The following is a 19023-nucleotide window of genomic DNA, read 5'->3' on the forward strand; positions in this document are numbered from 1 at the left end:
CCCGGGGGGGGCGGGCGGGGGCCCCCCGGGGCGCCGGCCCCGGACCCCGCTGCTCAATCGCCGCAGGGGCTTGATGGTGCGGGCCGCGGCTGCTCAAACGCCGCAGGGGCTTGATCGGCCCGCCGTAGGGGCACTTGGTGTGCGTCACACGCGGAGGCGGTTACGCGGGTGGCCCGGCCCGCCTATCGTCGACCCATGTTCGCCGCCTACGCAGCCCGCATCGACCCCGACCAGCCCCTCAACGGCCTTGAGCTGGGCGAACGCCCGGCTCCGGAGAAGCGTCCCGGGTGGAGCACCGTCACCGTCCGGGCCGCCTCCCTCAACCATCACGACCTCTGGTCGCTGCGGGGCGTGGGGCTCTCGCAGGACCGGCTTCCGATGATCCTCGGCTGCGACGCCGCCGGGATCGACGAGGACGGCAACGAGGTCGTCCTGCACTCCGTGATCGGCCAGTCCGGGCACGGGGTCGGGCCGAAGGAGCCGCGCTCCATCCTCACCGAGCGCTACCAGGGCACCTTCGCCGAGCAGGTCACCGTGCCCACCTGGAACGTGCTGCCCAAGCCGAAGGAGCTCTCCTTCGAGGAGGCCGCCTGTCTGCCGACCGCCTGGCTCACCGCGTACCGGATGCTCTTCACCAACGCCGGGGTCCGGCCCGGCGACTCCGTGCTCGTCCAGGGCGCGGGCGGCGGGGTCGCCACCGCCGCGATCGTCCTCGGGAAGGCCGCCGGGCTCCGGGTCTTCGCCACCAGCCGCGACGAGACCCGGCGCAAGCGGGCCGTGGAGCTCGGCGCGCTGGCCGCGTACGAGCCGGGCGCGCGGCTCCCGCAGCGGGTGGACGCCGTCATCGAGACCGTCGGCGCCGCCACCTGGTCCCACTCGGTGAAGTCGCTGCGCCCCGGCGGCACCCTCGTCATCTCCGGGGCCACCAGCGGCGACCGGCCCTCGCACGCCGAGCTGACCCGGATCTTCTTCCTGGAGCTCAAGGTCGTCGGCTCCACCATGGGGACCAAGGACGAGCTGGAGGACCTGCTCGCGTTCTGCGCGACGACCGGCGTCCGCCCGGTCATCGACGAGGTGCTGCCGCTGGACCGGGCCCGCGAGGGGTTCCAGCGGCTGGCCGACGGCGAGCAGTTCGGGAAGATCGTCCTCCGGCCGACGGAGTAACTCCACGGAACTCCACGGAAAGAGTCACCGCACCATACTTGAACAAGTGTCAGCTTTGCTGATGGGATGCCGCCCATGCGTATGGGCAGAGCACTCATAGCAGTTGTCGTCGCGTCCGTGCTGGCGGCGGGGGCCCTCGCTCCCGCCGCCTCCGCGCGCCCCGCACCCACCCGGGCCGCCGGCCCGTCGGCGTACCAACCCTCCATCCCGCCCCTCACCGACAGCCGGGGCCGCGCCCTCACCCTGCGCGGCTGGAACGTCGAGGACAAGGCGAACCGGGGCGAGGCCGCACTCAGCGCCATCACCGAACGCCATTTCCGCGATCTCCGTGCAGGCGGCTTCAACTTCGCCCGGCTGCTGGTCTTCTGGGACGATCTGGAGCCCCGGCGCGGGCAGTACAGCGAGCGCTACCTCCGGAAGATCGAGCGCATCCTGGGCTGGGCGCGGAAGCACCGTGTCCATGTCCTCATCGATGCCCACCAGGACGTCTTCGGGCCCGCCTTCGGCCACCGCGGCATCCCGGAATGGGCCACCAGGACCGACGGGCTGCCGTTCACCCCGAACCCCGACGACTGGTTCTCCGAGTATTTCCAGCCGGCCGTCCAGCGGGCCTTCACCCACCTCTACGAGGACCCCGACCTGCGACGCGCCCAGGCGGCCATGTGGCGGGTCCTCGCCGAACGGTTCCGCGGCCACCCGGCCGTCATCGGCTACGACCTGATCAACGAGCCAATGGGGGAGCTGCGCGAGGGCGAGGACCTGGCGACCGCCGCCCGCCGCATCGAGGCGCAGCACCTCACCCCGATGTACAACCGGCTCGCCCGCGCCATTCGCGCCGAGGACCGCTCCACCTGGCTCTTCGTCGAACCGACCCCCATCGTCGGCGAGGGCGTGCCCACCGGGCTCGGCCGGATCCACGACAGCCGGACCGTGTACGCCCCGCACTTCTACAACACCGCCATGGAGGCGGGCGCCGACTACGACCCGTCGGCCGGCTGGATCGAGGCGTACGAGGCAGCCGTCACCGCCTACCCGGCCCGCCACCGGATGCCCGTGGTCGTCGGGGAGTGGGGGCCGCTCAACAACTCCCTCCCCAACATGGGGCGCTTCTACCGGGAGGCCGTCGCCTCCCTGAACCGCTACAGCTCCGGCTGGGCCGGGTACGTCTGGTGCTACGGCGGCGGCTACTGCGCGGTCGACGAGCGCGGCCGCTTCCGTACGAACAAGGAGCAGACGGCGACCCCGTACGCCCCCGCCGTCGCGGGTACGGTCCGCTCCGACACGTACGACGCCGCCACCCGCTCCTACCGGCTCGCCTACCGTGCGGCCACCCGCCCCGGTCTCACGGGGCTGTCCCTGCCGCCCTCCTCCCGGGGCTGGCGCGTCTCCGTCACCGGGCGGGCCGCCCGTGTCCTCGGCAGGGCGCCGTACGGGGGCCGCCTGACCGTGGTGGCGTGGCCCGGGGCGGAGGTGGTGGTGACCGTACGGGAGGCTGGCGCGCATGGACGAACTGACCGCCCCTGAAGGGTTTCTGCTGCGCCCCTGGCTCCCCGCCGACGCCTCCGCCGTGCTCCGCGCCTTCGCCCCGGCCGAGATGGACCGCCAGAGCGACCGGCCCGTCGCCGACCGGGCCGGGGCGCTGGCCTGGATCGCGGACCGTACGCGGGAGAGGGGAGCCAGGACCGGCTACTCCTGGGCCGTCGTGGGGGAGGAGGGCGAGGCGGTCGGCTGCGTGGCCGTCCGGGCCGTCAACCGGGCCCACGGCACGGGCTGGATCTCCTACTGGACCACCGAGGCGGCCCGCGGGCGGGGCGTCGCGCCCGCCGGGGTACGGGCGGTGGCGCGCTGGGCGTTCGGCGAACTCGGCCTCTACCGGCTGGAGCTGGGCCACCGCACCGACAACCCCGCCTCCTGCCGGGTCGCCGTACGGGCCGGGTTCGCGCCCGAGGGGATCGAGCGGGGCAAGCTGCGCTACGGCGACCTGCGGTACGACGTCGAGCGGCACGCCCGGCTCGCGGACGATGATGTCAACTTTGATTGACGCCAGGGCGGTGTCAATGTAGGTTGACGTCATGACCGAAGCAACGGATCTGGCCGCGCGCGCCGGTGACCGCGACCCGCGCGTCGGGCTGCGGGCGGTGGCCGCGCTGCGGCGGCTGCTGGAGCAGCTCGAAGCCGTACAGGTACGCAGTGCCCGCGTCCAGGGATGGTCGTGGCAGGAGATCGCCGCCGAGCTGGGTGTCAGCCGGCAGGCCGTGCACAAGAAGTACGGGAGGCGCTGATGTTCGAACGATTCACCCAAGGAGCCCGCGCGACCGTCAAGGGAGCCGTGGCGCAGGCCGAGCGCGTCGGGGCCGGATCGATCACCGAGGAACACCTGCTGTTCGCCCTGCTGGAACAGGAAGGCAGTCGGGCCTCCTTCGCCCTCGCCGCCCTCGGACTGAGCGGCCGCCGCGCCTCCCTCGACGCCGCCTTCGCCGACGCCCGCCGCCGGGGCGGGCTGACGAAGGCCGACACCGAGGCGCTGGCAGGCATCGGGATCGACGTCGGCGCCATCGTGGACCGGGTCGAAGGCGCCCACGGTGAGGGCGCTCTGGCCGCCGACCGGCGCAGCCGCCGCTGGTGGTCGGGGCACCGGGCCTTCACCCCGGGCGCGAAGAGCATCCTGGAGAAGTCGCTACGGGTCGCCCTGGGGCGCGGCGACCGCTTCATCGGCGAGGAGCATCTGCTCCTGGCGCTCACGGCGGCTCCCGGACCCGTCGCCGACGTCCTCGCCGAGCACGGGGCGACGTACGCGACCGTGCACCGCGCGCTGTACGGGCCCGAGGCCGACGGGCAGGGGCACGCCAAGGCGGAGTGAGGTGAGGGCGCGGACAGCGCGAGCGGGGGCGGTTGCCTCGTCCGGCAAAGCGCCCGCCCCCGGACGCCTTGTACGGCAAGGCACCCGCCCCCGGACGCCTCGTACGCAACCAGGCGCCGCCCCCCCACCTCGGCCTCAGCCCTTCCCGTCGTCCTCCGGCGTCAGCAGCGCCTCGATCCGTGCCGCCGCCGCGCCCAGGTGGCCGCGGGCCTCGGCCACCTGGGCCCCCGTCACCCCGTGGTCGTGGGCCGTGTCCCGGACGGTGTCGCGGAACCGGTCCAGCAGGCGGTCCAGGTCGCGCGCCGGGTCGTCCGTGACCGGGACGTCCGTGCCCCAGTCGGAGGCGGCCTCCCGGTGCTCGGCCGCCGGGCCGCTATCCGCGGCCTCCTCGCGCTCGGTCGCCCGGCCCTCCGACGCCGCCCCGGCACCCTCGGCGTCGAACGGTCCGGGCTTGCCGAACGCGGACCAGCCGCCCGCCCGCGCGAAGCCACCGAGCTGCCCGGTGATCTCGGCCAGCCCCTCCCGTACACCGGCGGGCCAGTCGCCCCGGGCGAAGTGCTCCTGCACCTGGCGGGCCGCGTTCTGCATCTGCTCCCGGGCCCTGTCCTGCGCCTCCTTGGCCTGGCGGCGGGCCTGCTGGGCCTCCTCGCGGGCGCGCCGGGACTCGTCCTTCGCCCGCCGTGCCTGCTCCTTCCACTCCTCCTTGGCCTGGCGCGCCTCCTCCTTCGCCGCGCGCCACGCCTTGCTGTCCGCGAGGTCGCCCAGCTTGCCGAAGTCTCCGAAGTCGCCCAGGTCCCCGAAGGGCGAGGACTGCTTGCCCCGGTCCGTACGGGTCTCGGAGGCGGCCGCCCGCATGTCGCTGCGGAGCCGGCCCGCGGCCCCGCGCACGTCGTCGCGGATCTCGGCGGCCAGCTCGGCGAGGGAGTCGCGGATCTCCAGCTCCAGGTCGGCCAGTTCGCCGCTCCGGCCCGCCAGCTCGGCGCGTCCGGCGTCCGTGATCGAGTAGACCTTGCGGCCGCCCTCGGTGGCGTGGGTGACCAGCCCCTCGGCCTCCAGCTTGGCCAGCCGGGGGTAGACGGTGCCCGCGGAGGGGGCGTACAGGCCCTGGAAGCGCTCCTCCAGGAGGCGGATCACCTCGTAGCCGTGGCGCGGGGCCTCGTCCAGGAGCTTGAGCAGATACAGGCGCAGTCGGCCGTGGGCGAATACGGGGGCCATGTCAGAGAACCTTTCCGGTCGGCTCGGCACCGTGCGTGTCGTCCTCGGCCGGGGGCCTGCGCAGCAGGGCGATCGAACCGGAGACGGTCGTCGCCTTGAGGGTCCCCGTACCGGCGCCGAGCGTGCCGGTGATCTTCTTCGCGCCCCACTGCCCGCCGACCCGGAGGTTCTCGAAGGCGTTGGAGACGGTCCCGCTCGCGGTGTTCGCCTCGACCCTCGCGTCGGCCGGGTGCGGCAGCCGGATCGCGATCGCGCCGGAGACCGTGGTCAGCCGGATGTCGGTGGGCCGGTCCGAAGCCGCACCCGAAGGATCGACGTCCAGCACCATGTCACCGCTGATCGACTCGGCCCGGACCGAGGCGCCCGCCCCGTCCACCACCGTCAGATCACCGGCCACGGAGTGGAAGCGCAGGTCCCCGGTGACGCTCTGGGCCTCCAGGCTGCCCGAGACGGAGTCCCCGCGGACGGCGCCGGTCAGGCCGACGAGCGCGATGTCCCCGGTGATGCCGCGTACGTCGGTGCGGCCGCCGATCCCGGAGACGACGGCCCCGGCGCCGACCACGCCCACCTCCACCGAGGCGGCGGCGGGCACGGTGAGCGAGACGACCGCGCTGCGGCGGCGCCCGTGGGGGTCGAGCCAGCGCAACAGGTCCTGCCAGGGCAGATCCTCGTACGCCACGGTGAGCCGGCCGTCCTCGTACGTCACCAGGAGCGGCGGCCCCTCGATGGCGGAGACCTCCAGCCGGGCGCCCGGCTCATCGGTGCCGACCACGTTGACCGTACCGCCGACCACGCGGACGTGGAGCGAGGTCACCGGGTCGTCGAACGTGAGCTTCTGCGGCTCGGCGACGGTCCGCTTCGACACAGCCATGGACAGGACCTCCCGGAGAGAACAGCAACGCAACATATCGCGTCTTGTCACTAACACGATATATCGCGGATGAGGGAAGTCAAGCGCCACTCATGAGCACCTCGGGCGAGCAATAGGCGACTAAAATCCATCGAATTGGGGCAAATTGCCCTAGCGTGTGGCCCATGAACGCGACATCCACGGGGGCGCTCCTGCTGTGCCGCGCCGACCCCGAGACCGTACGGCCGCTCGCCCACCTGCTGCGCGAGCAGATGCTGCTGACGCGCGCGGGCACGGAGTGGAGCGTTCTCGTTCCGGAGGGGAAGCCCTGGCGGGGCGCGGGTCCTTCCGGCGGTGACCCCGAGCCGGTCGACCGGGTCATCGGCGGCTGGGCCGGCGCCCTGGCCGTCGGCTCGAACTGGCCGGTGCTCGCCCTGTGGTGGGACGCCGACCGGGCCGGCTACACCCTCGCCGCCGGATTCCGCCGCCCCGTCGGCTACGTCTGGCTGGCCGACGGCACACCGGTGGGCGAGGACGAGGCGATGCGCACCTTCGCGGCCCGGCTCGGCCTCGATCCCGTACTGGACCTCCAGGCGCTGGAGGAGCTGACCCGGCCCGACCCGGATGCGGACGCCGAGGCCCGGCTGCGCGGCCTGCTCGCGGTCCTCACCCGTACGGGACTCACCCTGCCGACCGGACTCGGCCCGGGCGAGAGCGCGGACCGGCTGCGCAGTGTGGCGGCGGTGCAGCGCGGGGTGGAGCGCGTCGAGTGGGCGGGGTGGCGTGATGCCGTACGGGTCGAACTCGACGCCGTGGAGAGCAGCAGCCTCGGCCCCTGGGTGCGCGGCCCCCGGGCCCGCGCCATCGCCGCCGCCCAGCTCGCGGCCGGGCTCCCGCTGCTGCTGTGGGGCGCCCGCCGCCGCAGCGGGGGATGGGCGGCAGCGGGGGCGGTCCTCCTGGCGCAGGGCGCGCTGGGGCTCGCCTACCACCGGGCCCGGGCGGGCACGGAGAAGCCCTGAGGCGGTCCGGCCGGACGCCGAAAACCGCTGGAGGGCCTACGCGTCCTCGTCGTCCTCGTCGTCCAGCCGGGCCAGCCAGGTGGCGAGGCGTTCGACCGGCACCTCGAAGTCGGGGTTGAGATCGACGAACGTACGCAACTGCTCGGCGAGCCACTCGAAGGTGACCTCCTCCTCGCCGCGCCGCTTCTCCAGTTCCTCGATGCCACGGTCCGTGAAGTACATGGGAGAAGGATAACGAGGCCCCGAGGGGCCTGGACACGCCGGAGGCCCGGCCCGCGACAAGCGCGGAACCGGGCCCCGGTGACGTACGGACAGGTCGTCCGGCCGTGACGGTCCTCAGGCCTCGAAGACCTCGTTGACCAACTGCGTCTGCTCCGCCTGGTGACGCTTGGCCGAGCCGACCGCCGGGGACGAGCCGTGCCGCCGCGAGATGCGGCGCAGGCGCTCGCCGTGCGGCACGTCCGCGCCGACGGCCAGGTCCAGGTGGTCGATCAGGTTGAGCGCGATGAACGGCCACGCACCCTGGTTGGCCGGCTCCTCCTGGGCCCAGAGGTACTTCTCGGCGTTCGGGTACTTGGCGATCTCGGCCTGGATCTCCGCACCCGGCAGCGGGTACAGGCGCTCCAGCCGGATGATCGCGGTCTCCGTGTCCTCGCGCTTGACCCGCTCGGCGTCCAGGTCGTAGTAGAGCTTGCCCGAGACGAACACGACCTTGCGGACGTTCTCCGCCGTGACGCTGTCGTCGCCGATCACCGGGCGGAAGCCGCCGACGGTGAACTCCTCGATCTTCGACGCCGCGGCCTTCAGACGCAGCATCGACTTCGGGGTGAAGACGATCAGCGGCTTGTGGTGCGGGTTGTGCACCTGCCAGCGCAGCAGGTGGAAGTAGTTCGACGGCAGGGTCGGCATGGCGACCGTCATGTTGTCCTGCGCGCACATCTGGAGGAAGCGCTCCGGGCGGGCGGAGCTGTGGTCCGGGCCCTGGCCCTCGTAGCCGTGCGGCAGCAGCAGCGTGACGCCGGAGGTCTGGCCCCACTTCTGCTCGGCCGAGGAGATGAACTCGTCCACGACGGTCTGCGCGCCGTTGACGAAGTCACCGAACTGGGCCTCCCAGATGACCAGCGACTCCGGGCGGGCCAGCGAGTAGCCGTACTCGAAGCCCATCGCCGCGTACTCGCTGAGCAGCGAGTCGTAGACGTTGTACCGGGCCTGCTCCTCGGTGAGGTACAGCAGCGGGGTGTAGTCCTCGCCGGTGACCTGGTCCACCAGCACCGCGTGGCGCTGGCCGAACGTGCCGCGGCGGCTGTCCTGGCCGGCGAGCCGGACCGGGGTGCCCTCCATCAGCAGCGAACCGATGGCCAGGGTCTCGCCCATGCCCCAGTCGATCGTGCCGTTCTCCACCGAGGCCGCGCGACGCTGCATCTGCGGCATCAGACGGGGGTGGACGGTGATCGACTCGGGGATGTTGACCTGGGACTCGGCGATCCGCTTCACGACCTCGGCGGTGACCGCGGTCTCCACGGCGACCGGGAACGCGGCCTGCGGCTCCGGGATGTGCGGGGCGGCCGGCTGCGAGGTGGCCTCGCGGACCTCGGCGAACACCTTCTCCAACTGGCCCTGGAAGTCCTGGAGCGCCTGCTCCGCCTCTTCCAGCGTGATGTCGCCGCGACCGATGAGGGACTCGGTGTAGAGCTTGCGCACCGAGCGCTTCTTGTCGATCAGGGTGTACATCTGCGGGTTGGTGAACTCCGGGTTGTCGCCCTCGTTGTGACCGCGGCGGCGGTAGCAGATGAGGTCGATCACGACGTCCTTGTTGAACGCCTGCCGGAACTCGAAGGCGAGCCGCGCGACGCGGACCACGGCCTCCGGGTCGTCGCCGTTGACGTGGATGATCGGCGCCTCGATCATGCGCGCCACGTCGGTGGCGTACATCGAGGAGCGCGAGGACTCCGGGGCGGCGGTGAAGCCGACCTGGTTGTTGATGACCACGTGCACGGTGCCGCCGGTGCGGTAGCCGCGCAGCTGCGACATGTTGAGTGTCTCGGCGACGACGCCCTGGCCCGCGAAGGCCGCGTCGCCGTGGAGCGCGATCGGCAGGACCGTGAAGTCCGTACCGCCCTTGTTGATGATGTCCTGCTTGGCGCGGGCGATGCCCTCCAGGACCGGGTCGACCGCCTCCAGGTGCGAGGGGTTGGCGGCCAGCGAGACCTTGATCTGCTCGCCGTCCAGACCGGTGAAGGTGCCCTCGGCGCCCAGGTGGTACTTGACGTCGCCGGAGCCGTGCATCGAGCGCGGGTCGAGGTTGCCCTCGAACTCGCGGAAGATCTGCGCGTACGACTTGCCGACGATGTTCGCCAGCACGTTCAGCCGGCCGCGGTGGGCCATGCCGATGACGACCTCGTCGAGGCGGGCCTCGGCGGCGGAGTCGATGACCGCGTCGAGCAGCGGGATGACGGACTCGCCGCCCTCCAGCGAGAACCTCTTCTGACCGACGTACTTGGTCTGGAGGAAGGTCTCGAACGCCTCGGCCGCGTTCAGCCGGCGCAGGATGCGCAGCTGCTCCTCGCGCTCGGGCTGCTGGGTGCGGGGCCGCTCCACGCGGTCCTGGAGCCACTTGCGCTGCTTCGGGTCCTGGATGTGCATGAACTCGATGCCGGTGGTGCGGCAGTACGACTCACGCAGCACACCGAGGATGTCGCGGAGCTTCATCATCGACTTGCCGGCGAACCCGCCGACCGCGAAGTCCCGCTCCAGGTCCCACAGGGTGAGGCCGTGCTCGGTGATGTCGAGGTCGGGGTGCTTGCGCTGGCGGTACTCCAGCGGGTCGGTGTCGGCCATGACGTGGCCGCGGACCCGGTAGGAGTGGATCAGCTCGAAGACCCGCGCGGCCTTCGTCACGTCGTTGTCGTGCGACGCGTCGATGTCCGTGAGCCAGCGGACCGGCTCGTACGGGATGCGCAGGGCCTTGAAGATCTCGTCGTAGAAGTCGTTCTGGCCGAGCAGGAGCTGGCTCAGGACCCGCAGGAACTCGCCGGAGGCGGCACCCTGGATGACCCGGTGGTCGTAGGTCGACGTGAGCGTCATGACCTTCGAGATGCCGAGCTTGTTCAGGGTGTCCTGGGAGGTGCCCTGGAACTCCGCCGGGTAGTCCATCGCGCCGACGCCCATGATGAGGCCCTGTCCGGGCATCAGGCGGGGCACCGAGTGGACGGTGCCGATGCCGCCGGGGTTGGTCAGCGAGGCGGTGACGCCGGAGAAGTCGTCCATGCCGAGCTTGCCGATGCGGGCGCGCCGGACGATGTCCTCGTACGCCTGCCAGAACTCGAAGAAGTTGAGCGTCTCGGCCTTCTTGATGGCCGCGACGACCAGTTGACGGTCGCCGTTCGGCTTCACCAGGTCGATGGCGAGACCGAGGTTGACGTGCTCCGGCTTCACCAGGGTCGGCTTGCCGTCCTTCACCGCGAAGGAGTGGTTCATCGACGGCATGGCCTTGAGGGCCTGCACCATCGCGTACCCGATGAGGTGCGTGAAGGAGATCTTCCCGCCGCGGGCGCGCTTGAGGTGGTTGTTGATGACGATGCGGTTGTCGAAGAGCAGCTTCACCGGGACCGCGCGGACGGACGTGGCCGTCGGCAGCTCCAGCGAGGCGTTCATGTTCTTCGCGACAGCGGCGGAGGGGCCGCGCAGCGTCACGTACTCGGGGCCGGCCGGGGCCTCGATGGAGCCGTCGGCCTTCGGCTTGGCCTTGGCGGGCGCGGCGGCGGGCTTGGCCGCCGCGGGCTTCGCCGGGGCCGGAGCCGGGGTGGCCTTGGCCTCGGCCTGCTCGGCCTTGGCCGGGGCTGCCGGAGCAGCGGCCGCGGGCTTCGCCGGGGCCGGGGCGGCCTTGGCGTCGGCCTTGGGCTCGGCCTGCGCCGGTGCGGCGGCGGCCGGGGTCTCGGTTGCCGCAGCCCCCGAGGCTGCGGCGCCGGGAGCGGGCTTGTCCGCCGTGCCGGAGGAGCCCGGCTTGTAGTCGGCGAAGAAGTCCCACCAGGCGCGATCGACCGAACTGGGATCCTGGAGGTACTGCTGGTAGATCTCGTCGACGAGCCACTCATTGGCGCCGAAAGCGGCGGCCGGGTTGGTGCCCGGGCTGGCTTGGTCGGTCGAGATGCTCGAGTTACTGGGGGACTGAGACGACACGGCGGCAACCGCCCTCTTCCGCTTCACAAGGTGATGGACAGCGGAAATCAAGGCTACGCCCCCCAAACCGTTCCTTGCAGACCGGGCCGGTGCTTCGTCGTGCACATCACATCGCAACGCGGGTTTCGGCGCAGGAAATGGCGGGAAACAAGCGAGGTTCCACTGCACTTCGGGTACGCAGGACCGTGGATACGGTCATCTGACCGTATCCCCTTGAGATCCCCTTCGGGCTGGACACGGAGAACGTGCCCTTCCGGTTCGACCTTATGTCAACGACGGTCGTCCCTGTCGTCAACCGCGTCGCTCGGACAGCCCCGGGAGGGTGACCTGGATGCGGCAGCCCCGAGCGGATTCGGCCACGCCGATCCGGCCGCCGTGGAGATCCACCGCCCAGTGGGCGATCGCGAGCCCCAGTCCCGTACCGCCGTCGCTGCCCGGACCGTGCGGTGAGGGGGCCTGGCCCCGGTTGAACCGCTCGAAGACCCGGTACCGCTCCGCCTCCGGGATGCCGGGGCCCTCGTCGATGACCTCCAGCTCCAGTGACTCCGGGTAGGCCCCGCGCCGCGCCAGGACCGTCACCCGGCCGTGCGGCGGGCTGTGCTTGACCGCGTTGTCGATGAGGTTGGCCACCACCTGGTGCAGCCGCTCGGCGTCCGCGTGCGCGGTGAGCTCCGGCGGCGAGACGTCCAGATGGAGGTGGACGTCCGTACGGGAGTGGTTGCCCGACCCCGACGACAGGCGGCGCTGGGACGCGGCCAGATTGGCTTCCTTGAGTACGCCCGAGAGATACGGCCACACCTCGAAGCGGCGCGCCTTGAGCTGTACCACCCCGTTGTCCAGCCGCGACAGGTCCAGCAGCGTCTCCACCAGCCGGCCGAGCCGCTCCGTCTGCTTCAGCGCCGTACGCATCGTCTCGGGATCGGCGGCCGACACCCCGTCCACCACGTTCTCCAGCACGGCCCGCAGCGCGGCGATGGGCGTCCGCAGCTCGTGGGAGACGTTGGCGACCAGCTCCTTGCGGTGCCGGTCCTCCGCCTCCAGGTCGTCCGCCATGCGGTTGATCGTCTGGGCCAGGTCGCCCAGCTCGTCCCGCCGGCCGGCGCCGCTCACCCGGCGGGTGTAGTCGCCGTGCGAGATCGACCGGGCCACGGCTCTCATCTCGTCCAGCGGCGCGGTCAGGCCGTGCGCCACGAACTGGGTGATCAGCAGCGTCGCGATCACCGAGAACACGGTGATGAACTGGAACTCGGTCCGGGTCCGCAGGGCGACGATCAGCAGCCCGGTGGTGATGAAGACCGAGACCACGACCAGCGTGCCGAGCTTGGCCTTGATGGAGAAGGGGCGCATTCCCGACCCTGGCCGGGTCATGGGGCCGGGGTCTCCAGGGCGTAACCGACGCCGTGCACCGTACGGATCCGCTCGGCGCCGATCTTGCGGCGCAGCGCCTTGATGTGGCTGTCGACCGTACGGGTGCCCGACGCGTCGGCCCAGTCCCAGACCTCGGCCAGCAACTGCTCCCGGGAGAGCACCGCGCGCGGGGTGTTGGCCAGGCAGACCAGCAGGTCGAACTCGGTCGGCGTCAGGTGGACGTCCTCGGCGCGCACCCGGACCCGGCGCTGCGCGTGGTCGATCTCCAGCTCGCCGAGGCGCAGTATCCCGCTGCGCGGGGTGACGGCGGCCAGCGCGGCCCGCTCCACCCGTCGCAGCAGGACGTGCACCCGGGCGGCCAGCTCCCGCATGGAGAACGGCTTGGTCATGTAGTCGTCGGCGCCGACCCCGAGCCCGACCAGCATGTCGGTCTCGTCGTCGCGCGCGGTGAGCATCAGCACCGGCACCGGGCGCGTCGCCTGCACCCGGCGGCAGACCTCCAGGCCGTCGAAGCCGGGGAGCATGATGTCGAGCACCATCAGATCGGGCTGCCATGCCTCGGCCGCGTCCACGGCCGCGGGCCCGTCCAGCGCCGTCTGCACCAGAAAGCCCTCCGCCCGCAGCCGGGCGGCAATGGCGTCGACGATCGTGGCGTCGTCCTCGACCACCAGCACCCGGCGTTGCGCCCCTGGGGTGGCCGCGACGCCGTTGTGGGTGGTGTGTGTCTGTTCCATCGCCCCGCCCCTGCCCGTTCTCGCGGCGGTGAACCCCCGCAAGGCACGGTCTTCGCTCGTGGATTTCGTGGGTGATCCCTATGTGCCGGTCAGCAGCGTAAAGGCAGCGGAGGGCTCCCGGCTACGCAGGGTGTTGCCCGGGGGGTGTGCGTTCGGGTGCCGGGGGGCGGCGGATCGTCGGCCTTGTGAAGGTTGCCCCGCCTCCTGTCGGACCCGTACATACCGGGAGGGGGCCTCCGGGGTCTCAAGCAGCCTCTCGGTGATTTCTCGATGCGAGATGGACCACGTCCGGCACACCTCGGGCAACCGTCACTTCTTCGGTCCGAACCCCACTGAACCCGGCATTCCGCAACGCCTGTTCGAAGGCCGGGGACGGCTGCGCGGACCAGACGGCGAGCACGCCGCCCGGGGTCAGCCGGCCGTGGCAGTGGGCCAGGCCGGTGGGGGAGTAGAGGCTCCCGTTGTCCTCCGTGACGGTCCAGTCGGGCCCGTTGTCGATGTCCAGGCAGAGTGCGTCGTAACGCTCCGTGGCGGTACGGAGGTGGGCGACCAGGTCCGTGTGGAGGATCTCGGTCCGGGGGTCGGCCAGCGCCGCCCCGGAGATCCGGTCCAGCGGGCCCTGCCGGTGCCAGTCGACGATGGCCCGCTCCCGCTCCACGACCACGATCCGCCCCCAGCGCTCCTCCTCGGCGGCCCGCACCAGCGAGAAGCCCACCCCGAGCCCGCCGATCAGCACCGAGGGCCCGGTCCGGCCGGCGGGCAGGGAGCGCAGGGCGGCGTCGATCAGCAGCCGCTCGGAGCGCCCGTCGGAGGTGTCCATCAGGAAGCAGCCGTTGGCGATGATCTCGAAGTGCTCCCCGCGCTCCCGCAGGACGACCTCGCCGAAGGGCCCTTCGCGGCGGTCGAGGGTGCGGGGGGCGGGGGGAATCATGGCGCAGGTGTAGGTCGGGGCGTCGGGCTGCATGCCCCGGATTCTAGGAGGGCCACCTCCTGTCCGTGCCGGATTTCAGGGGGCTACCCCTATCCGTGATCGCGGTACGGGGAATAGCCGATCCGCGCCCGGCGCTCCCGTGGACACAGGAAGCTCACCAGGCTTCCGGGCCCTGATCGCTCACAGCGAACACCGCTCGGGGAACATTCGGCGGCTCACCAGCATTGAGTCCACATAGCTCAACTTGCCTGCCGAAGGGGAGATCATGACTACCGAGTCCAAGGCGTTCACACCGATCGACCTGCCCGTGCTGCCGCTCGACGACGAGGTCGTCCTGCCCGGCATGGTGGTGCCGCTGGACCTGTCCGACACCGAGGTGCGCGCCGCCGTCGAGGCCGCGCAGGCCGCCGCCCGTCCCGGCGGCGGGAAGCCCGAGGTGCTGCTGGTCCCGCGGATCGACGGGACGTACACGGGGACCGGTGTCCTCGGCACCGTCGAGCAGGTCGGACGCCTGAGCGACGGGGACCCGGGGGCGCTCATCCGGGCCCGGGACCGGGTCCGGATCGGGGCCGGGACCAGTGGGCCGGGGCGGGCGCTGTGGGTCGAGGGGACCGTGCTCGACGTGGTCGTGCCCGAGCCGCTGCCCGGTTCCGCCGCCGAGCTGGCCAAGGAGTACAAGGCGCTCGCCACCACCTGGCTGAAGAAGCGTGGCGCCTGGCAGGTCGTGGACCGGGTCCAGCAGATCGACGACATCTCCGCGCTCGCCGACAACTCCGGATACTCGCCGTTCGTCACCACCGCGCAGAAGGTCCAGCTCCTGGAGACCGTGGACCCGATCGCGCGGCTGAAGCTCGCCACCCAGTGGCTGAGTGAGCACCTCGCCGAGCAGGATGTCGCCGAGTCCATCGCGAAGGACGTCCAGGAGGGCGTGGACAAGCAGCAGCGCGAGTTCCTGCTGCGCCGCCAGCTCGACGCCGTACGCAAGGAGCTCTCCGAGCTCAACGGCGACCCGGAGGACGAGTCCGACGACTACCGGGCCCGCGTCGAGGCCGCCGATCTGCCCGAGCACGTCCGGACGGCCGCGCTCAAGGAGGTCGAGAAGCTGGAGCGGTCCAGTGACCAGTCCCCTGAGGGGTCGTGGATCCGGACCTGGCTCGACACCGTCCTCGAACTGCCGTGGACCGAGCGCACCGAGGACGCCTACGACATCCGCGGCGCCCAGGAGGTCCTGGACGCCGAGCACGCCGGCCTCGCCGATGTGAAGGAGCGCATCACCGAGTACCTCGCGGTGCGCAAGCGGCGTGCCGACCGGGGGCTGGGCGTGGTGGGCGGCCGCCGTGGCGGTGCCGTGCTCGCGCTCGTCGGCCCGCCCGGTGTCGGCAAGACCTCGCTCGGGGAGTCCGTCGCGCACGCCATGGGCCGCAAGTTCGTCCGGGTCGCGCTCGGCGGTGTCCGGGACGAGGCGGAGATCCGGGGCCACCGGCGTACGTACGTGGGTGCGCTCCCCGGACGGATCGTGCGGGCGATCAAGGAGGCCGGTTCGATGAACCCGGTCGTCCTGCTCGACGAGATCGACAAGGTCGGCTCCGACTTCCGGGGCGACCCGGCCGCCGCCCTCCTCGAAGTCCTCGACCCCGCGCAGAACCACACGTTCCGCGACCACTACCTGGAGGTCGAGCTCGACCTCAGCGACGTCGTCTTCCTGGCCACCGCCAACGTCCTCGAAGCCATCCCCGAGGCCCTGCTCGACCGCATGGAGCTGGTCCGCCTCGACGGCTACACCGAGGACGAGAAGGTCGTCATCGCCCGGGACCACCTGCTCCCGCGCCAGTTGGAGCGAGCGGGCCTGGAGAAGGACGAGGTCGCCCTGGAGGAGTCGGCGCTGCGCAAGCTGGCCGGCGAGTACACCCGCGAGGCGGGCGTACGCAATCTGGAGCGGGCCGTTGCCCGGCTGCTCCGCAAGGTCGCGGCCCAGCACGAACTGGGCGACCGCGAGCTGCCGTTCACGGTGACCGACGCGGACCTGCGCTCCCTCATCGGGCGCCCGCACCACGTGCCCGAGTCCGCCCAGGACCCGGCCGAGCGCCGCACCGCCGTGCCGGGCGTGGCCACCGGGCTGGCGGTGACCGGGGCGGGCGGTGACGTCCTCTTCGTCGAGGCGTCGCTCGCGGACCCGGAGACCGGTGCGTCCGGACTGACCCTGACCGGTCAGCTCGGGGACGTCATGAAGGAGTCGGCGCAGATCGCGCTGAGCTTCCTGCGGTCGCACGGCGCGGAGCTGGAGCTGCCGGTCGCGGACCTCAAGGACCGGGGTGTGCACATCCACTTCCCGGCCGGCGCGGTCCCGAAGGACGGCCCGAGCGCGGGCATCACGCTCACGACGGCCCTGGCCTCGCTGCTCTCCGGACGCCTCGTCCGTACGGATGTGGCGATGACCGGTGAGGTCTCGCTGACCGGGCGCGTCCTGCCGATCGGCGGCCTGAAGCAGAAGCTGCTGGCCGCCCACCGCGCGGGCATCACCACCGTGGTGATCCCGCAGCGCAACGAGGCCGACCTGGACGACGTCCCGGCCGAGGTGCTGGAGAAGCTGGACGTCCACCCGGTCACCGACGTCCGCCAGGTGCTGGAGATCGCCCTCGCCCCGGCCTCGGCCCGGGCGGAGGAGAGGATCCCGGCCGCGGCCTGACCGCCACGCAGTGACGGGCGTGGCATCAGGTGCACGGCCGGTACGGACGGCCCGCTTCCCGAGTCGACGGGGGCGGGCCGTTTCCGTATGCACGGCAACCGGGCCGTTCCGCGTGCGCCGCAGCAGGGTGCTCAGGGGCGGGCCGTTTCCGCATGTACCGCACGTGCTCAGGGGCGGTAGATCGTGCCCGGCTCCGGTACCGCCGGGGCCATCAGCTCCGGGACGGTCACGAAGGTGTAGCCGTCCTTCTGGAGCGCGGCGATGATCCCGGGCACGGCGGGCACGGTGCCTTTGTAGATGTCGTGCAGCAGGATGATGCCGTCCTTGCTCGCCTGGTCCACGATCCGCTTCTCGATCAGCGCCGAATCGTTCGTCGAGTAGTCCTTCGCGGTGGCGCTCCACAGCACCTGGGAGAGCCCCAGCTCCTTGCTGATCCAGGAGACCTCGTCGTCGGTGCGGCCCTGCGGCGGGCGCATCAGCCGGGGCTTCTTCCCCGTCACCTTCTCGATCGCCACCTGGGTCTTCTCCAGCTCGGCCCGTATCGCGTCCGGCTCCTGGTCGGTGAGGATCTTGTGCGTCCAGGTGTGGTTGGCCACCTCGTGGCCCTCGTCCTGGATGCGCCGCACGGTGTCCGGGTGCTTGAGGACGTGGTGCTTGCCCAGCAGGAAGAAGGTCGCGTGGACCTTCTTCTCCTTCAGGATGTCCAGCAGCTCCGGGGTGTCCTTGCCCGGCCCCGCGTCGAAGGTGAGGGCGATGCACTTCGCCTTGCGGCAGTCCGCCCGGCCGAAGGTGCCCTTGGCGTCGGACGCCGCGTCCTGCCGTGCCGTGCCCGGAGCCGTCGTCTCCATCGAGCATCCGCTGAGCGCCAGTGTGAGCGTCGTCACCAGGGCGGCGGCCAACCCGCCGCCGAACAGGGTCATCTTCTTGGACACGGGCACACCACTCCTCTGCGCGGAAAACTCCGCACAGATGTGCGGTACGCATAGGACTATACATAGTGCGTATACATGGAGTGCATAGTGGAGTGAGGGGCAGCGTGAAACCCCGGTGACCTGGGGCGATGTCACCGGGGTGGGCTCAGGCGGAGGGGGTGGCCGGAGGGATCAGCCGTTGGCCAGCGCCTGCACGCGGTCGAGCGCGCCGTTGAAGCGGTTGTGGTCGCCGACGATCGGGCCGGTCGAGGTGTACTGCCACATCGTCTGGACGGGCCAGCCGGCCGGCAGCTCACCGACCGTCGTGTTGTACCGGGCCACCCAGAGCGGGTTCGTGGCGCCGAAGCCCGCGTTGTTGCCGGTGCAGTCCTTCCACCAACTGGTCGCGGTGTAGATGACCGCGTCCCGGCCGGTGCGCGCCCGGTAGGTGTTCGTGAAGTCCCGGATCCAGTTCACCATCCCGGCCTGGCTGAGGCCGTAGCACTGGGCGCCGTACGGGTTCCACTCGATGTCGAGCACGCCCGGCAGGGTCCTGCCGTCCCGGGACCAGCCGCCGCCGTTGTCCACGAAGTAGTTCGCCTGCGCGGCGCCGCTCGTCGTGTTCGGGGTGGCGAAGTGGTACGCGCCACGGATCATGCCGACGTTGTAGGAGCCGTTGTACTGCTGCGGGAGGTAGGGGTTCTTGTAGTACGTCCCCTCGGTGGCCTTCACGTAGGCCCACTTCACACCGCTGTTCCACAGGCTCGGCCAGGCGACGTTGCCCTGGTGGCTGCTGACGTCCACGCCCTCGGTCTGGACGACCCGGGAATCGCGGGGCAGCCCGCCCTGGCCGTCGTGCTCGATGACGCCCTGGCCCATCCTGGCGGTGCCGCGCGCGGGAGGGGTGTCGGCGGTGTCCGGGCCGGCCGCGGTGGCGGCGCCCGGCAGGGTGAGGAGGAGGGTGAGGGCGGCCAGGAGGGTGGGGCCGACGGCGAGGCGCGAGCGGAGTGAGGTGCCGGATCTGTGACGGTGCAGGGGCATGGGTGTGCCTCCGGGGTGGGGTGACGGGGGTCCACAGTCGTGGCGTGCTCATGTCATGCGTACGA

16 protein-coding genes are annotated in these 19023 nt (G+C 71.6%); 7 read left to right on the forward strand and 9 right to left on the reverse strand.

The annotated features are described in order from the left end of the window. Window positions 1-195 precede the first annotated feature (195 nt). The 5 genes from ACFWRT_RS34385 (at window position 196) to ACFWRT_RS34405 (ending at window position 4024) form a co-directional block, all read left to right on the forward strand. Window positions 196-1164, forward strand: coding sequence for a zinc-binding dehydrogenase (locus ACFWRT_RS34385; protein ID WP_380954493.1), 969 nt, complete (start codon window positions 196-198; stop codon window positions 1162-1164). A gap of 75 nt (window positions 1165-1239) precedes the next feature. Beyond that, window positions 1240-2688 carry a cellulase family glycosylhydrolase gene (locus tag ACFWRT_RS34390; protein ID WP_380954494.1) on the forward strand — a complete coding sequence of 483 codons (1449 nt, stop codon included), beginning with the start codon at window positions 1240-1242 and terminating at the stop codon, window positions 2686-2688. Continuing rightward, window positions 2666-3205 carry a GNAT family N-acetyltransferase gene (locus ACFWRT_RS34395; protein ID WP_381121404.1) on the forward strand — a complete coding sequence of 180 codons (540 nt, stop codon included), beginning with the start codon at window positions 2666-2668 and terminating at the stop codon, window positions 3203-3205. The genes ACFWRT_RS34390 and ACFWRT_RS34395 overlap by 23 nt, the downstream gene beginning before the upstream one ends. 31 nt (window positions 3206-3236) lie before the next feature. Beyond that, on the forward strand, window positions 3237-3446 hold the full coding sequence (locus tag ACFWRT_RS34400; RefSeq protein WP_006127526.1) for a sigma factor-like helix-turn-helix DNA-binding protein: 210 nt from the start codon (window positions 3237-3239) through the stop codon (window positions 3444-3446). Next, window positions 3446-4024, forward strand: a complete 579-nt coding sequence (locus tag ACFWRT_RS34405) for a Clp protease N-terminal domain-containing protein (RefSeq protein ID WP_380954497.1) — start codon at window positions 3446-3448, stop codon at window positions 4022-4024. The genes ACFWRT_RS34400 and ACFWRT_RS34405 overlap by 1 nt, the downstream gene beginning before the upstream one ends. Window positions 4025-4159: 135 nt before the next feature. Here the strand turns inward: ACFWRT_RS34405 and ACFWRT_RS34410 are convergent, their stop codons facing one another. Together ACFWRT_RS34410 and ACFWRT_RS34415 are read right to left on the reverse strand one after the other, a co-directional pair. Then, window positions 4160-5239, reverse strand: a complete 1080-nt coding sequence (locus ACFWRT_RS34410; protein WP_380954499.1) for a PadR family transcriptional regulator — start codon at window positions 5237-5239, stop codon at window positions 4160-4162. Window position 5240: 1 nt separating this feature from the next. Then, window positions 5241-6110: a DUF4097 family beta strand repeat-containing protein gene (locus ACFWRT_RS34415; RefSeq protein ID WP_380954501.1), complete on the reverse strand. Its 870-nt coding sequence runs from the start codon at window positions 6108-6110 to the stop codon at window positions 5241-5243. 164 nt (window positions 6111-6274) lie between these two features. Here ACFWRT_RS34415 and ACFWRT_RS34420 point away from each other — a divergent pair, with 164 nt between their 5' ends. Beyond that, window positions 6275-7108 carry a hypothetical protein gene (locus ACFWRT_RS34420; RefSeq protein WP_380954502.1) on the forward strand — a complete coding sequence of 278 codons (834 nt, stop codon included), beginning with the start codon at window positions 6275-6277 and terminating at the stop codon, window positions 7106-7108. A gap of 36 nt (window positions 7109-7144) precedes the next feature. Here ACFWRT_RS34420 and ACFWRT_RS34425 read toward each other — a convergent pair whose 3' ends face one another. The 5 genes from ACFWRT_RS34425 to ACFWRT_RS34445 all read right to left on the reverse strand — a co-directional run bounded on the left by ACFWRT_RS34425 (window position 7145) and on the right by ACFWRT_RS34445 (window position 14353). Further along, window positions 7145-7330, reverse strand: a complete 186-nt coding sequence (locus ACFWRT_RS34425; RefSeq protein WP_003966321.1) for a DUF6104 family protein — start codon at window positions 7328-7330, stop codon at window positions 7145-7147. A 114-nt stretch (window positions 7331-7444) separates the two neighbouring features. Further along, window positions 7445-11287, reverse strand: a complete 3843-nt coding sequence (locus tag ACFWRT_RS34430) for a multifunctional oxoglutarate decarboxylase/oxoglutarate dehydrogenase thiamine pyrophosphate-binding subunit/dihydrolipoyllysine-residue succinyltransferase subunit (protein ID WP_380954503.1) — start codon at window positions 11285-11287, stop codon at window positions 7445-7447. A gap of 291 nt (window positions 11288-11578) precedes the next feature. Then, on the reverse strand, window positions 11579-12655 hold the full coding sequence (locus ACFWRT_RS34435) for a HAMP domain-containing sensor histidine kinase (RefSeq protein ID WP_380954505.1): 1077 nt from the start codon (window positions 12653-12655) through the stop codon (window positions 11579-11581). After that, entirely contained in the window at window positions 12652-13389 is a 738-nt protein-coding gene (locus ACFWRT_RS34440; protein WP_018509977.1) for a response regulator transcription factor, read from the reverse strand. Before ACFWRT_RS34440 ends, ACFWRT_RS34435 begins: the two co-directional genes overlap by 4 nt. Before the next feature lie 244 nt (window positions 13390-13633). Then, window positions 13634-14353, reverse strand: a complete 720-nt coding sequence (locus tag ACFWRT_RS34445) for a spermidine synthase family protein (protein WP_380954506.1) — start codon at window positions 14351-14353, stop codon at window positions 13634-13636. 232 nt (window positions 14354-14585) lie between these two features. Here ACFWRT_RS34445 and lon point away from each other — a divergent pair, with 232 nt between their 5' ends. After that, window positions 14586-17006: an endopeptidase La gene (lon, locus tag ACFWRT_RS34450; RefSeq protein WP_380954508.1), complete on the forward strand. Its 2421-nt coding sequence runs from the start codon at window positions 14586-14588 to the stop codon at window positions 17004-17006. A 167-nt stretch (window positions 17007-17173) separates the two neighbouring features. On the opposite strand, the gene ACFWRT_RS34455 is transcribed toward lon, so the two are convergent. Continuing rightward, a complete protein-coding gene (locus tag ACFWRT_RS34455; RefSeq protein WP_380954549.1) occupies window positions 17174-17926 on the reverse strand; it encodes a polysaccharide deacetylase family protein in 753 nt (250 codons plus the stop codon). 183 nt (window positions 17927-18109) lie between these two features. Then, window positions 18110-18958 (reverse strand): lysozyme, encoded by an 849-nt coding sequence (locus ACFWRT_RS34460; RefSeq protein ID WP_380954509.1) that lies wholly within the window; start codon window positions 18956-18958, stop codon window positions 18110-18112. Window positions 18959-19023: the final 65 nt, after the last annotated feature.

The organism is Streptomyces cyaneofuscatus (assembly GCF_042718795.1).
Classification (GTDB): Bacteria; Actinomycetota; Actinomycetes; order Streptomycetales; family Streptomycetaceae; genus Streptomyces; species Streptomyces cyaneofuscatus_A.